This window comes from Kitasatospora sp. NPDC093558, from assembly GCF_040683475.1.
In the GTDB taxonomy this organism is placed as follows: Bacteria; Actinomycetota; Actinomycetes; order Streptomycetales; family Streptomycetaceae; genus Kitasatospora.
This window is the reverse complement of record NZ_JBFBDY010000165.1, coordinates 1-13,022: the sequence shown is the minus strand read 5'-3', so window position 1 is coordinate 13,022 and position 13,022 is coordinate 1. Positions and strand designations below refer to the sequence as shown.

Genomic DNA, 13,022 nt, shown 5'->3' with positions numbered 1-13,022 from the left:
GGCTCTCCGCGGCCGGCTTCCGCGTCTTCAGCCCCGAGGGCACGTACTTCATCACCACCGACAGGCGCCACCGCGCGCGGATGGTCGGGGTCGCCGCCGCGACCGGCCTGGTTGGCCTCGCCTCCGCCCTTGTCGGCAACTGGCGTCACCGCGGCCGGGTCGCCAGCCACATGCGCCGCACCTGGCAGCGCCTCGCCGCCCGCGCCCGCGCCACCCGCGACGCCCGGGACGCCGCGATCCTCGGCACCGCCAACCCCACCGACGCTGGCGGCACGGCCTCCGGGGCGGCGGGCGTGCCGGTGCCGGCCGAGACCGTGAACATCCCCGGCCGTCCCACCCCGCCCCCGGCCGCCGCCGGCGGTGCCGATGCGCGGGCTGCCGACACGGCCGGCCCCTACGAACTCTTCGGCCGCCCCAGCCGCCCCGACCGCACCCGCACCGTCGACCCGATCACCCTCGGCAAGCCCACCACCAAGGAGAACGCCACCGTGACCACGCCCCTGGACGGCACCGCCTCCACGTTCAACCTCACCTCCGCCGCGGACGTCCTGCTCCAGGCCGCGACCACCTTCGACCCCGAGACGATGATCGAGTTCGGGGCGTTCGCCGACGACCTGCCCGTCGCCTACGCCACCATCCAGGAAGTCCTCCGGGTCCTCGCCGAGAAGGCCGCCGAGCAGCTGCCGCTCGACCCGTCGGTGGTCGAGGAGATCAGCCAGGGGTACCAGGCCATGGGCCGCGTCGTCACCGCGCTGGAGGAGGTCGGGCCGACCTTCCGCCAGGCCCACGCCGAGGACCTGGAGCGCCACGAGAACCCGCGCAACGGCCTGGAGGCCGAGCGGAAGTGGAACGTCTGACCGGCCCTGCCCCCTCCCTCAGCACCCACATCCCTGCCGGGCCGTCCACACCCTGTGGACGGCCCGGCCCGCATCTGGCTGGAGACGCCACCGCCATGAGCAAGACCACCAAGAACACCGCGCCGCGGGTGGACTGGAGCGCCGGTCACGGCCTGCTGTCCGGCACCCTCAACGGCACCCTCGGCACCCTGTCGATCACCGCGCTGGGCCACGCCGCCGACATGCCCGCCACCTGGGCCCTGGCCGCCGGAGCCGCCGGGGCGCTCGGCACCCTCGCCGCGGGCCTGCGCCGGCGCCTGACCGTCGCGACGATCACCTTCCGCGGCACGTGCTGGATGGCCGCCGGCGGCTGGTCGTCCTGGGCCCTGGCCCACGGCGGCCCCTGGCAGTGGCCCGAGATCGGCACCCTCGCCGTCGCCGGGATCGCCGCCGGCACCCTCGGCGCCGCGTTCGCCGCCCACGAGGAGGTCGAGCAGGCCAAGCGCGCGCACCTGCTGCTCATCGGCGCCCGCCGCCAGCTCGCCGCCGAGTGGACCGACCGCATCCGCCGCGTCTGCTCGGTGGAGGTCACCGTGCTCGGCATCGAGCACTGGCCCTCGGGCGCCGGCTACACCCTGGAGATCGAACTCCCCGAGGGCGGCACCACCCGACGCTCCATCACCGACCGCGCCGAGGGACTCGGTTCGGATCTCGACCTGCCCGACGGCTGCGGCCTCCAGGTCATGCCCGGAATCTCGCGCCGGCGCGTGCTCATCCAGGTCACCACCAAGGTGATCAGCACCGAACTCGGCTTCCCCCTGGAGGAGATGAACGAGGTCACCACCGTCAACAACCCGGTCCCCGTCTCGCTGCTGTCGGACGGGGCGCGGGCTGAGATGGACCTGCGGCAGGCGTCCACGATCGTCACCGGTCCCACCGGGAGCGGCAAGACGAACTGGCTGCACACCCTGATCGCCCGGCTCAACCAGACCAACGACGTGCTGGTGTGGGTGATCGACCTCAACGCCGGGTCGATCGGCCTGCCCTGGCTCAACGCCTGGCGCGACGCCCAGCTCGGCCGGACCGGCTCCCGCTGGGCCGACGCGAAGATCCCCGTGCCCGGCGTCGACTGGGTCGCCTCCACCCCGGAGGAGGCCAAGCGGATGCTCGGCGCCGCGGTGCGGATCGCCAAGCGCCGCAAGGCCGCCTACCAGGACGCCATGCGCGACGCCAACGACGACAAGCTCCCCGTCGGCCCGACCGTCCCCGAGATCGTCATCATCATGGACGAGGGCGCCGAAGTCGCCGCCACCCGCGAGGCCCGCGCCGTCCTCGCCGGAGTCTCCGAAGTCATCCGCATCGCCCGCGCAATGGCCATCCGCGCCGTCGTCTCCGTCCTGCGCGTCACCCAGGACGTCATGCCCGACCCGTTGGTGCGCAAGATGGCGAGCAACCGGCTCGCCACCGGCGCGTTCGAGGACAGCGAGCTCGGCCACCTCTTCGGCTGGCGCGCGCTCCGGGCCGAAGACAGCTTCTCGGGGCCCGGGTCGGTGCTGGTCGGCACCGAGGGCAAGCAGCCCGCCAAGGCCCGCCAATGGCGCATCACCCCCGACCAGATCGAGGAGATCAGCGCACTCACCTCCCACCGCCGCCCCACCCTCGACGCCCCCTCGCTCGAAGCGGCCGGCACCGACTACACCGACCGCTGGCTCCTGGAACGCTGCGGCCACCTCTGGGCCAGCACCGAAGCCGTCACCACCCCCGCCGGACCCACCACCCCCGCAGCGCCGGCGGTCGGCGGCCCGACCTCTGTACCGGCCCGCGGCGCCGCCCCGGCCGGCGGGTGGAAGGCCACCGCCGGATGGGACACGCCCGCCGACCCGGACGACCTCGAATCCATCTGGCTGCTGCCCTCCGCCGCCGAGCCTGGCGCCACCCCACCCGGGACCGACTGGGCCGACCCATCGACCTGGTCCACCGGACGCGAGGACAACACGCCCGAGACCCCGGGCGCGAAGGACGCCGCGCTCGCGCTGCTGCGCGAGGCCGGGCCCGAGGGCAGCGGCGCCAGCGCCATGGAGAAGATCCTCAAGCCCGAGTTCGGCACCACCCGCCAGACCATCAACGGCTGGCTCAAGGAATGGGCCGAGGCGGGAGAGGTCGTGCGGACCGGGTCCGGGACCAAGACCCGTTACGTCCACCGCACGCACGCCGGAAAGCCCCCCGCCGAGGGCTGAGCCGGCCGCTTGTCGCCTGTCGCCCGTCCCGCCGAGGAGGGGGGTCCGGAGCCGGCCGGAAGGACCGGACCCCCCTTTGACCTGCGAGGCGACAAGCGACAAGCCGCAGCCGACAAGCGACAAGCGACAAGTCGCGCGACAAGCGGGACGACAAGCCACCCCGCCGCCAGCACACCGTCACCGACCATCCCAGGAAGGCCCCACCGTGATCGTCTCCCTCAGCATCACCGTCGTCCTCTTGATCCTCTCCGCCGTCCTCATCCGCGGCCGGCGTGTCTCCCTGCCCACCGCCGTCGTGCTCTGGCTGAGCGGCTTCACCTCCGCCTCCACCGGCCTCGCCGACCCGGTGAACACCTTCCTCGCCGCCGTCACCCGGATCGTCTCCGGCCACTGACCCCCGCCCCTCGCCCAACGCCCCGACGGGAGACGCACCGTGGACCACACCCCGTACCCGCAGCCCGCCCCGGTGCTCTACACCGCCGAGGGCCAACCCCTCTACGCCACCGCTCCGCTCACCGCACCGCCCGCCCTCTACCAACCCGCCGCCCCGCAACCGGTCCCGGTCGTCTACGCCCACCCGCCGATCCCGCAGCAGCCCACCGTCGTCATACCGGCCACCGCCCCGGTCGCGCCGCCGGCGCCGGCCCGTGACCCGTGGCCCGCCCGCCTCGCCGCCGGAGGAATCGGCCTCGGCGCCGCCGGCCTCGGCATCGGCTACGCCGCCCAAGCACTCTCCGCCGCCGCCGGAAGCCTCGGCGGACTCGTCGCCATCGGCGCCGGAACCTACTGCGTCGCCAAACTCCGCGGCGCCACCGGCGGCGGGGGCGGGCAGGGCGCCGTGAACGTCAACGTCACCGTCTCCAACCACAACCGCTGAACGGACCGCCGTGACCAACCCGCTCGACCCCGCCGGCCTGCTCCAGGCCACGAACTACGACCTCGCCCAGGTCTACGCCAAGTACGGCGACCTGCCGCCCGCCGACCACGCCCACCTGCTCGCCCTACTCGCCATCGCCGACGCGATCCGCGCCCTCGCCCCGCAGCCCGAGGGCGCAGCCTGATCCGGCCTGTGCCACCCGGCCGTGCCGCCTGTCGCCCGCCCCTGCGGCGACCGACGGGCAGTGCGGGGGACGGGCAGACCCGCTCCCGACACCACCGATGCCCTGGGAGGCACCGTGTCCGTGGGAGAGACCCCGATCACCGTCGTCGGCAACCTCACCGACGACCCCGAACTCCGCTTCACCCCGCAGGGAACCGCGATGGCGCGCTTCACCATCGCCTCCACCCCCCGCGCCTACGACAAGACCACCGGCCAGTGGCGCGACGGCACCGCGCTGTTCCTGCGCGCCACCGCCTGGCGCGAGATCGCCGAGCACGCCACCGAGACCCTGACCAAGGGCATGCGCGTCGTCGTCACCGGCCGTCTCGTGCAGCACAACTGGCAGACGGAACAGGGCGAGAACCGCTCCATGCTCGGCCTCGACATCGACGACATCGGCCCGTCCCTGCGCTTCGCGACCGCCAAGGTCACCAAGGCCCAGCGAGGCGGCGGCGCCCCCGCCGCGCGACCGGCCGACCCGTGGACCGCCGATGCCCCCGCCCCGGTCCCCGTCGCCACGGGTGGATGGGGCGGAGCCCCGGCCGACGGCCCCACCGAGCCGCCGTTCTAACCGGACCCGAGATCCGCCCGGCCGGCCGTGCCGTCCGGACCGTGCCGCAGCCGGGCGGCGCGGGTCCGGACGGTGCGGGGGACGGACGGACCGCTCCCACGCAGCACGAGGCCCCACAGCAACCGGGACTTCTTGGCAGAGAGCCGGTGGCTGCGGGGCCGTGCGTCCCTTCAACGAGACGGGATCAGCATGCCCTCTCTCATCAACGCGACACCAACCGCCCACCGGGCCGTCGACCTGTTCGCCGGCGTCGGCGGACTCGACCTGCCCGCCCGCGCGCTCGGCGTCCACGTCACCGGGATCGAGAAGAGCCCCGACGCGTGCGCCACCCGCCGCGCCGCCGGGCTGACCACGATCCAGGACGACGTCCGCCAGCACGGCCCCGCCGACTTCCCGGACACCGATCTGCTGCTCGGCGGGCCGCCCTGCCAGCCGTTCAGCGCGGCCGGCACCGGCGCCGGACGCCGGGCCCTCGGAGACATCACGGCCCTCGCCCACATGCTCGCCGAGCGACGGCACGTCGCCCGCCACGGCCACACCGAGACGGACGACCTCATCCGCCTCGTGCTCGAACCGCTCCGGTGGGCACTCGACGCCCTCGACGCCGGGCGACCGTTCAAGGCGATCGTCCTGGAACAGGTCCCCGCCGTCCTGCCCGTCTGGCAGACCTACGCCGCGATCCTGCGGGCCGAGGGCTACAGCGCCATCGCAGGCAAGGTGTCGGCCGAGCAGTACGGCGTCCCCCAGACCCGACGGCGGGCCGTCCTCATCGCCCGCCGCACCGGCACCGCCGCACTGCCCACACCCACCCACCGGCCCTACACCAAGGGCACGCCCCGCACGGCCGGAGACCCGAACCTGCTGCCGTGGACCGCGATGGGCGACGTACTGCCCGAACGCGGCGGCTTCACGGTCGTCTCCAACTACGGCACCGGCGGCGACCCCAAAGCCCGGGGACGGCGTACCAGCGCCGAACCGTCCGCCACCGTCACCGGCAAAATCTCCCGCGTCCGTGTGCTTGACGACGACGGCACTGAATCCCGCTTCATGTGGGCCGAGGCCGGTGCCCTGCAGTCCTTCCCCGCTGACCACCCGTGGACCGGCCGCGACATCGGCCAGCAGATCGGCAACGCCGTCCCGCCCCGCCTCGGCGCCGCCCTGCTCGCCGCCGCCCTCGGCGGATAGACGTGCCGTGTCCGCCCTGGACTGGCGCGACGCCCGCCACTACGACCGCACCGGCGACCGCCCATGCCGATGGTGCGGTCGCCCTACCCCACTGCGCGACGAGCAGCGCAGGCCATCGCACAAGGTCTGCGCCGAACAGCACGCCGTCGAGCAGCCGCCGCCGACCACCACCGGAGACCGGCGTGAACCTCCCAACCAGCCTTCGCCTCGCCCTGGAACTGGCCCGGATCGGCCTGCCCGTGCTGCCGCTGCGGGCCGGGAAGAGCCCGGTCGGCAACTGCCCGGCCTGTAAAGACATCGCCTGCGGCGGCCGGCCGAACATGAAGGACCCGGGCCACTGCACCTGCCCCCATCCCTGCCACGCGTGGGCCGCTGCCACCACCGACCCCGACATCCTGACCAGCGCGCCGTGGGTGCGGGCGTGGCGGGAGGCCGAAGCGGTGGCCTACCACCCCGGCGGCGCCGGACTCACCGTGGTCGACCTCGACAGCACGGACGCCGTCGCCTGGGCCCGCACCACCCTGCCCACCACCCTGACCGTGGCCACCACCCGGGGCGAGCACTGGATCTACCGCGGCGCCATGGCCTCCGCCAACAAGGTCCGCCCCGACGTGGACGTCAAGTCGACCATGCAGTACGCCCGTTGGCTCGGCCGCGGCACCGGAGCCATGGCACTGCTGCCCGACGCCGTCCGCGCCCTGGTAGACAAGCAAGAGGCCAGCCCGCCGCCGGGCGGGGGGCGGTTGGCCTCTTCACCCCCGGTGCCGTGGACCCGCAGCGTGGGCAGCGGGTGCCGCCACACCGAGCGCTTCATCCGCACCGGCCTGCAACGCGGCCTCGCCAAAATCGCCGCCTGCCGTGAGAGCGGGGCCGGATCGCAGACCTTCGGCGTTGCCCGCTTCCTCGCTGCCCAGCACACCCGTTGCCCCGGCCCCTGCGGCCTCGACGGCATCGCCCAGCACCTCGTTGACGAGGCCGTCAACGTCGGTGTCCCCCACGACTACGCCACCCGCGCCGTCATCAACGGCTTCACCGCCGCCGGCGCCCACCCGATCTGACATGCCCGAGCACACCGAAGCGGGCCGCCCTCTCGGCAAAGACCGCGGCCCGCTCCCTTCCAGCCCACAGACCGGAGACCCAGCATGACCGATCCCACCCCGGCCGTCACCACCACCGAGGACGGCGCCGCCCTGCTCGACGAGGTCGAGCGGCACCACCGCCGCTTCAACGTCTTCCCCTCCGAGTCCGCCTACGTCGCCGTGACCCTGTGGGACGCCCACGCCCACCTCATGGACGCCTTCGAGGCCACCCCCCGCCTCGCCTTTCTCTCCCCCGAGCCCGGCAGCGGCAAGACCCGCGCTCTGGAGATCACGGAGACCCTGGTCCCCCGACCGCTGACCACGGTCGACATCAGCCCGTCCGCGCTGTTCCGCTCCGTCTGCGACGAGCAGGCCCGACCCACCGTGCTCTTCGACGAGGTCGACACCGTCTTCGGCGCCGCGGCCAGCGGCAACGAGGACCTGCGCGGCCTCATCAACGCCGGATACCGCCGCACCGGCGGCGTCATCCGCAGCGTCCGCGACGGCGAGAACCACGTCGTCCAGAAGTTCCCCGTCTACGCCGCCCTCGTCCTCGCCGGCCTCGGCGACCTGCCCGACACCATCATGAGCCGATCCATCGTCATCCGGATGCGCCGCCGGGCCCCCAACGAGTTCGTCGAGCACTACCGGCAGCGCATCAACGAGGCCGAGGGCCACGCCCTGCGAGACCGCCTCGCCACCTGGGCGGACACCGTCCGCGAACAGATCAGCGGCGCGTGGCCCGAGATGCCCGAGGGGGTCACTGACCGTCCCGCCGACGTGTGGGAGCCCCTGCTCGCCGTCGCCGACGCCGCCGGTGGCCACTGGCCCGAGCGCGCCCGAACCGCCTGCCTCGAACTCGTCAACGCCGCCAAGGCCAACGACAAGGGCTCCGTCGGTGTGCGCCTGCTCGCCGACCTGCGCGACGTCTTCGCCGGAGCCGAGCGGCTCACCAGCGCCACCATCATCGAACGCCTCACCGGCATGGACGACGCCCCGTGGGCCGACCTCGACGGCCGCCCGCTCAACACCCGCTCCCTCGCCAAGCTCCTCGGCGACTACGTCACCGCCGCCAACCAGCCCATCCGCCCCCGCAACATCAAGATCGGGACCGCCGTCGCCAAGGGCTACTACGCCGCCGACCTCACCGACGCCTGGATGCGCTACTGCACCCCTATCCCCGAAACCCCCGCTACCAGCGCTACTCCCGCTACCGCCCAGGTCAGGGCCCTTTTCCCGGTAGCGGAACCGGTAGCGGTAGCGGATACCGAACCGCCCGCCACCACCGAAACCGCGGCCGAACTCACCACCACCGGCTGACCGCACAATCCGCTACCGCTACCCCATCCGCTACCACCACACCCGCTCTGACCAGCGCGGTAGCGGAGTAGCGGCGGTAGCGGCCCCTCAGAGAACGGAGGACCGAGCATGCCGACGAGCCGTGGGGAAGTACCACCCCTCTTCTACCCGGCCGACGTGGCCAAGGTGCTGGGGATGAGCGAGTGGTGGGTGAAGGAGCAGGCCCGCCGAGGTCGTATCCCGTTCACCAGGCCCGGACGGGCATACCGCTTCACAGCTGAGCAGGTCGCCGAGATCGTCAGCATGTACGAGGCGCGGCCGACGATCGTCGGCGCGCCTCAGGCCCGGGCCGTCGCGGCTGCGGCCCCGAAGAAGCCGACCCAGGACTCGCAGCCGAGCCGCTCGGCGGTTCGGCTGCGCGCGCGGATGCCGCGCAGGGCCGCGCTCCACCAGCAGGACGCTGCCTGAGTAACACCCCACCCGCCCCGCCTGGTGACGCTACCGGGCGGGGCCCTGTCGTAGAGAGATCACATTGGGATTCGCCGAGAACCGGGGCGACTACTGGCGTGGCCGGTACAAGATCGCACCCGGCAAGTACGGGACCGTCCTCGATGCCAACGGGAAGGCGGTCCGCTTCAAGACGAAGCGCGCAGCCGAGAAGGCCGCTGGGATCGAGGAGGAGAAGGCAGCGCAGGAGGCTGCTCGGCCGCCTGCGTCTCCAGAGCCTGAGCGGATGACGTTCGGCGAGTACGCGAGTAGCTGGTACGAGGACCAGGATCTCGCTGCCTCCACCATGCAGAACTACCGCCGCCACATCGAGGAGCACCTCCTCCCCGAGTTCGAGGATGCCCTGATCAACGAGATCACCAAGGGCGCCGTCGACGCCTGGGAGCGCAAGGAGCGCGAGCGCGGGTACGCGGCCAGCAGCATCAAGACGTGGCGGAGCACCCTGCACCTGATCCTCGGCGACGCCGTAGACGAGGGTATGCGGGACTCCAATCCGGCGACCCGCCGCCGCGGCCGGGGCAAGCGCGCCGGCCGCTCACGCAACCGCGGCCCCGAGAAGGTGGTGACGAACGCCCTCGGCGTCCTGCTGATCGCCGAGCGCGCCGCGCTCCTCTCGGGTCGCGACGACGAGTTCGTCGCGGTCGTGCTCAAGGGTTACACCGGCATGCGGTGGGGCGAACTCGTAGGCCTGGAACCGGAGTTCGTCCGCCCGGCCGCCGTCCGGGTGGAGTGGCAGTTGTACGAGCTGGACTCCGGGGAGTTCCACCGCTGCCCACCCAAGGACGACTCCTACCGCACGATCGACACGCCGGACTTCCTGTCCGCCCTTCTCGCCGGGCAGATGGCGCGGACGAAGCAGGCGCCGTGCGAGTGCCACGGCCTGCGGTACCTGTTCAACGGCCACGGCGCCGCCAATGGCGCGGCCCGGCGGCCCGGCGCGAGGCTGACCGACGTCGCACGGGCCGCCGGAGTCTCCACCGGGACCGTGTCCAACGTGCTGAACCGCCCGGCGGCGGTGGCCGAGGGCACCCGGGTGAGGGTGGAGAAGGCCATGGCTGACCTCGGCTACGTCCGGTGGCAGGCATCCGGGGAGAACGCGGCGCACTGGCGAAGGAACGGGTTCGCCACGTGGCTGTTCCAGCCGGCGGCCACCGGCTGGTACCCGAAGAAGGCCCCGGAGGAGGCCCGGCCGGTGCCGCTGCTGGCCGATCCCTGGCCCGGGATCCCGGCCCGCGGCCGAGGTGCCACTGCCCGCGCTCAGGCGTGCTGGCTGCCGATCGCGACAGGCCTCACCCCTCACGGGCTGCGGCACTCGCACAAGACGATGATGGACGAGCTGCGGACGCCGGCGAAGCTCAAGGACGAGCGGATGGGGCACGAGGACGGCTCGGTCCAGGCCCGCTACTCCCACATCACGCCGGAGATGCGCCGGGACCTCATGGAGGGGCTGACCCGCATGTGGTCCGCGTCACTCGAAGTTCGTCGGCGGATGTCGCCCGGCTCGCCCGTGGCGGTTCTCGACGCCCTACTGAAGGCCCCTCAGCAGTAGCCCTGGGAGAAGGTTTCCCGGCGATTTTCTCCCAGGATTCTCCCAAGAGCCCTGGGAGAAGCAGTCAGGGCCGGTGTCCCTTGCGGGACACCGGCCCTGAGCTGGTGTTACTGGGTCGGGGTGGCGGGATTTGAACCCACGGCCTCTTCGTCCCGAACGAAGCGCGCTACCAAGCTGCGCCACACCCCGGTCTTGCGGTTTGTCGCTCCGTCTCCTTCGCGACGAGTAGAACTCTACCGGACGCTCGCCGAGACACGAAATCCGATTCCCGGCGGGCGTCCGGAGCGGGTCAGCGGGGGGCCGGGGTGAGGGTCAGGAGGGTGGCCTCGGGGGGGCAGGCGAAGCGGACGGGGGTGTAGCGGTTGGTGCCGCAGCCGGCGGAGACGTGGAGGTAGGAGCGGCGGCCGCCGGCGGTGTGGGTGGAGAGGCCCTTGACCCGCTTGGCGTCGAGGTCGCAGTTGGTGACCAGGGCGCCGTAGAAGGGGATGCAGAGCTGGCCGCCGTGGGTGTGGCCGGCCAGGATCAGCGGGTAGCGGTCGGCCGTGAAGGCGTCGAGGACGCGCAGGTAGGGCGCGTGGACGACGGCGAGGGAGAGGTCGGCGTCGGCGGACGGGCCGCCGGTGACCTCGCTGTAGCGGTCGCGGCGGATGTGCGGGTCGTCGAGGCCGGTGAACTCGAGGTCGAGCCCGCCGAGGGTGAGGCGGCCGCGGGTGTTGGTCAGGTCGAGCCAGCCGGCCGCGTCGAAGCCGTCGCGGAGCTTCTCCCAGGGGTTGTGGACGGCGCCGACGATGCCGCGGCGGCCGGTGCCGTCGGGGTTGTTCATGCCGTGGATGCCGCTGCGCATGGCCTGGAGGTAGCGGGCCGGGTTCTTGCGGGCGGGGCCGTAGTAGTCGTTGGAGCCGAAGACGTACACGCCGGGGAACTCCATCAGCGGCCCCAGCGCGTCCAGGGTGGCGGGGACGCCGAGCGGGTCGGAGAGGTTGTCGCCGGTGTTCACGACGAGGTCGGGGCGCAGGCCCGCGAGGCTCTTCAGCCAGCGCTGCTTCTTGCCCTGGCCGCTCACCATGTGGATGTCGGAGACCTGCAGGACCCGGAGGGGGCGGGCGCCCCGGGGCAGGACGGGGACCTCGACCCGGCGCAGCCGGAAGGAACGGACCTCGTACCCGGCGGAGTAGGCGAGGCAGGCGGCGCCGGTGGCGGCGATTCCGAGGGGGACGGAGTACAGCGGTCGCATCGTTCCATGCTCTCAGACGGCGGATCAGCTGGTGAACGTCCGTCCGCCCGGCGGGGATGCGGGCCGGGGCACCCGTCCGGCGGCTACTCCGGTTCCCGGCGGGCCCGCAGCGCCCGGACCTTGTTGCGGTTGCCGCAGCGCTCCATCGAGCACCAGCGGCGCCGGCCCGGACGGGAGGTGTCGACGAAGATCAGGTAGCAGTTGTGGGCGCCGCACTCGCGGATGCGGTCCGCGTACGGGCCCGTGAGCAGGGCTATCGCGTCCCGGGCGACGGTGGAGGCCAGCTGGTCGCCGTCGGCGGGCAGGGGGGCCGCTGCGGTGCCGTCGGGGGCGATGCGGGGGACGAGCGGGGGGTGCTCGGCGGCCCGGTTGAGGACGGCGTAGTCGGCGGCGGCCCCGGCCTTGCCGTGGGCCCGGGCCGCGGCGAGCCGCCAGAGGGCGTCGCGCAGGGTGCGGGCGGCGGTGAGCTGGGTGTCGGTGATCCGGACGGCGTCGGCGGGCAGGCGCAGCCGTGAGCCGGGCAGCCAGGCGGCGAGGTCGGCGGGTCCGTGCAGGACCTCCCAGCGGGCGTAGGCGCCGGGGCCTCCGGTGGGGAGCAGTTCGAGGCAGAGCGCGCCGGGGTCGAAGTGGAAGCTGGTGCCGCCGGGGGTGGTCAGCACCAGCCCGGGGACGGCGTTCGGATCCGTCTCGGTCGCGGCTTCGGCACCTTCGCTCATGTAACCACTCTAATGGGTTACCGAGCCGGGCCGCAGGGCCCGCCGGAGGCCCGTGACCGTTGATCCGGAAGCCCGTGACCGTTAATGCCGGGCACCCGAACGCCGCAGGTGGGAGACTCGGGGCCATGACGACGCTCAAGGCGCAGCTGCAGGAGGACCTCACGGCTGCCATCAAGGACCGGGACGAGCTGCGCTCGTCCACCATCCGGCTCACGCTCTCCGCGGTCACCGCCGAGGAGGTGGCGGGCAAGACGAAGCGCGAGCTGTCCGACGCCGAGGTGCTCAAGGTGGTCACCCGCGAGGCGAAGAAGCGCCGGGAGGCCGCCGAGGCGTTCGACTCCGCCGGACGGACCGACCAGGCCGCCCGGGAGCGGCAGGAGGGCGAGGTGCTCGCCTCCTACCTGCCCAAGCAGCTCTCGGACGACGAGCTGACCGCCATCGTGGCCGCCGCCGTCGCGGAGAGCGGGGCCACCGGTCCGCAGGGCATGGGCGCCGTGATGAAGCTGGTGCGGCCGAAGGTGGACGGTCTGGCCGAGGGCGGCCGCGTCGCTGCCGCGGTGAAGGCCGCGCTGGCCGGCTGAGCCCTTGCACGCACTGCCAAGCCAAGGATGTGCACCGCGAAAGACGTGCACCGCGGAAAGAGCTCCGCAACGTAGTTGTGGTGGCAGCTGATGACCTCGTCGAAGGTGACCTTCGCCTTCGCGAACTCC

The 13,022-nt window shown here is 73.0% G+C and carries 14 protein-coding genes and 1 tRNA gene; 12 read left to right on the top strand and 3 right to left on the bottom strand.

What is annotated here, in order from left to right; translation table 11 throughout:
* From AB0O00_RS17780 to AB0O00_RS17730, 11 genes are all read left to right on the top strand, one after another.
* Positions 1-857 (top strand): hypothetical protein (locus AB0O00_RS17780; RefSeq protein ID WP_363652762.1); only part of this gene is annotated, 857 nt, incomplete at its 5' end.
* A 95-nt stretch (positions 858-952) separates the two neighbouring features.
* Entirely contained in the window at positions 953-3,073 is a 2,121-nt protein-coding gene (locus AB0O00_RS17775) for a hypothetical protein (protein ID WP_363652760.1), read from the top strand.
* Positions 3,074-3,278: 205 nt separating this feature from the next.
* Entirely contained in the window at positions 3,279-3,467 is a 189-nt protein-coding gene (locus tag AB0O00_RS17770; RefSeq protein ID WP_363652758.1) for a hypothetical protein, read from the top strand.
* A gap of 39 nt (positions 3,468-3,506) precedes the next feature.
* Positions 3,507-3,950, top strand: a complete 444-nt coding sequence (locus tag AB0O00_RS17765) for a hypothetical protein (RefSeq protein WP_363652756.1) — start codon at positions 3,507-3,509, stop codon at positions 3,948-3,950.
* A gap of 10 nt (positions 3,951-3,960) precedes the next feature.
* Positions 3,961-4,134 carry a hypothetical protein gene (locus AB0O00_RS17760; RefSeq protein ID WP_363652754.1) on the top strand — a complete coding sequence of 58 codons (174 nt, stop codon included), beginning with the start codon at positions 3,961-3,963 and terminating at the stop codon, positions 4,132-4,134.
* Between the two features lie 114 nt (positions 4,135-4,248).
* A complete protein-coding gene (gene ssb / locus AB0O00_RS17755) occupies positions 4,249-4,743 on the top strand; it encodes a single-stranded DNA-binding protein (protein WP_363652752.1) in 495 nt (164 codons plus the stop codon).
* Between the two features lie 189 nt (positions 4,744-4,932).
* The gene (locus AB0O00_RS17750; protein ID WP_363652750.1) at positions 4,933-5,928 is read left to right on the top strand and encodes a DNA cytosine methyltransferase; all 996 of its coding nucleotides are present in this window, start codon (positions 4,933-4,935) and stop codon (positions 5,926-5,928) included.
* 182 nt (positions 5,929-6,110) lie between these two features.
* The gene (locus AB0O00_RS17745) at positions 6,111-6,986 is read left to right on the top strand and encodes a bifunctional DNA primase/polymerase (protein WP_363652748.1); all 876 of its coding nucleotides are present in this window, start codon (positions 6,111-6,113) and stop codon (positions 6,984-6,986) included.
* Positions 6,987-7,070: 84 nt separating this feature from the next.
* A complete protein-coding gene (locus tag AB0O00_RS17740) occupies positions 7,071-8,327 on the top strand; it encodes a DUF3631 domain-containing protein (RefSeq protein ID WP_363652746.1) in 1,257 nt (418 codons plus the stop codon).
* A gap of 108 nt (positions 8,328-8,435) precedes the next feature.
* Positions 8,436-8,774, top strand: coding sequence for a helix-turn-helix domain-containing protein (locus AB0O00_RS17735; protein ID WP_363652744.1), 339 nt, complete (start codon positions 8,436-8,438; stop codon positions 8,772-8,774).
* A gap of 64 nt (positions 8,775-8,838) precedes the next feature.
* Positions 8,839-10,362 (top strand): LacI family DNA-binding transcriptional regulator, encoded by a 1,524-nt coding sequence (locus tag AB0O00_RS17730; RefSeq protein WP_363652742.1) that lies wholly within the window; start codon positions 8,839-8,841, stop codon positions 10,360-10,362.
* Between the two features lie 115 nt (positions 10,363-10,477).
* Here the strand turns inward: AB0O00_RS17730 and AB0O00_RS17725 are convergent.
* The 3 genes from AB0O00_RS17725 to AB0O00_RS17715 all read right to left on the bottom strand — a co-directional run bounded on the left by AB0O00_RS17725 (position 10,478) and on the right by AB0O00_RS17715 (position 12,312).
* Positions 10,478-10,551, bottom strand: a tRNA-Pro gene (locus tag AB0O00_RS17725).
* 100 nt (positions 10,552-10,651) lie between these two features.
* Complete coding sequence (locus AB0O00_RS17720; RefSeq protein WP_329927296.1) at positions 10,652-11,596, bottom strand: metallophosphoesterase; 945 nt, start codon at positions 11,594-11,596, stop codon at positions 10,652-10,654.
* Positions 11,597-11,679: 83 nt separating this feature from the next.
* Positions 11,680-12,312: a CGNR zinc finger domain-containing protein gene (locus tag AB0O00_RS17715; protein ID WP_363652739.1), complete on the bottom strand. Its 633-nt coding sequence runs from the start codon at positions 12,310-12,312 to the stop codon at positions 11,680-11,682.
* Positions 12,313-12,437: 125 nt separating this feature from the next.
* Here AB0O00_RS17715 and AB0O00_RS17710 point away from each other — a divergent pair, with 125 nt between their 5' ends.
* A complete protein-coding gene (locus tag AB0O00_RS17710; protein ID WP_363652737.1) occupies positions 12,438-12,893 on the top strand; it encodes a GatB/YqeY domain-containing protein in 456 nt (151 codons plus the stop codon).
* Positions 12,894-13,022 lie beyond the last annotated feature (129 nt).

Excerpts from the sequence above, each read along its gene's own strand:
- AB0O00_RS17750 (WP_363652750.1), top strand. The coding sequence starts at position 4,933 with ATGCCCTCTCTCATCAACGCGACACCAACCGCCCACCGGGCCGTCGAC.
- AB0O00_RS17775 (WP_363652760.1), top strand. The coding sequence starts at position 953 with ATGAGCAAGACCACCAAGAACACCGCGCCGCGGGTGGACTGGAGCGCC.
- AB0O00_RS17735 (WP_363652744.1), top strand. The coding sequence starts at position 8,436 with ATGCCGACGAGCCGTGGGGAAGTACCACCCCTCTTCTACCCGGCCGAC.
- AB0O00_RS17720 (WP_329927296.1), bottom strand. The coding sequence starts at position 11,596 with ATGCGACCGCTGTACTCCGTCCCCCTCGGAATCGCCGCCACCGGCGCC.
- AB0O00_RS17740 (WP_363652746.1), top strand. The coding sequence starts at position 7,071 with ATGACCGATCCCACCCCGGCCGTCACCACCACCGAGGACGGCGCCGCC.
- AB0O00_RS17715 (WP_363652739.1), bottom strand. The coding sequence starts at position 12,312 with ATGAGCGAAGGTGCCGAAGCCGCGACCGAGACGGATCCGAACGCCGTC.
- AB0O00_RS17710 (WP_363652737.1), top strand. The coding sequence starts at position 12,438 with ATGACGACGCTCAAGGCGCAGCTGCAGGAGGACCTCACGGCTGCCATC.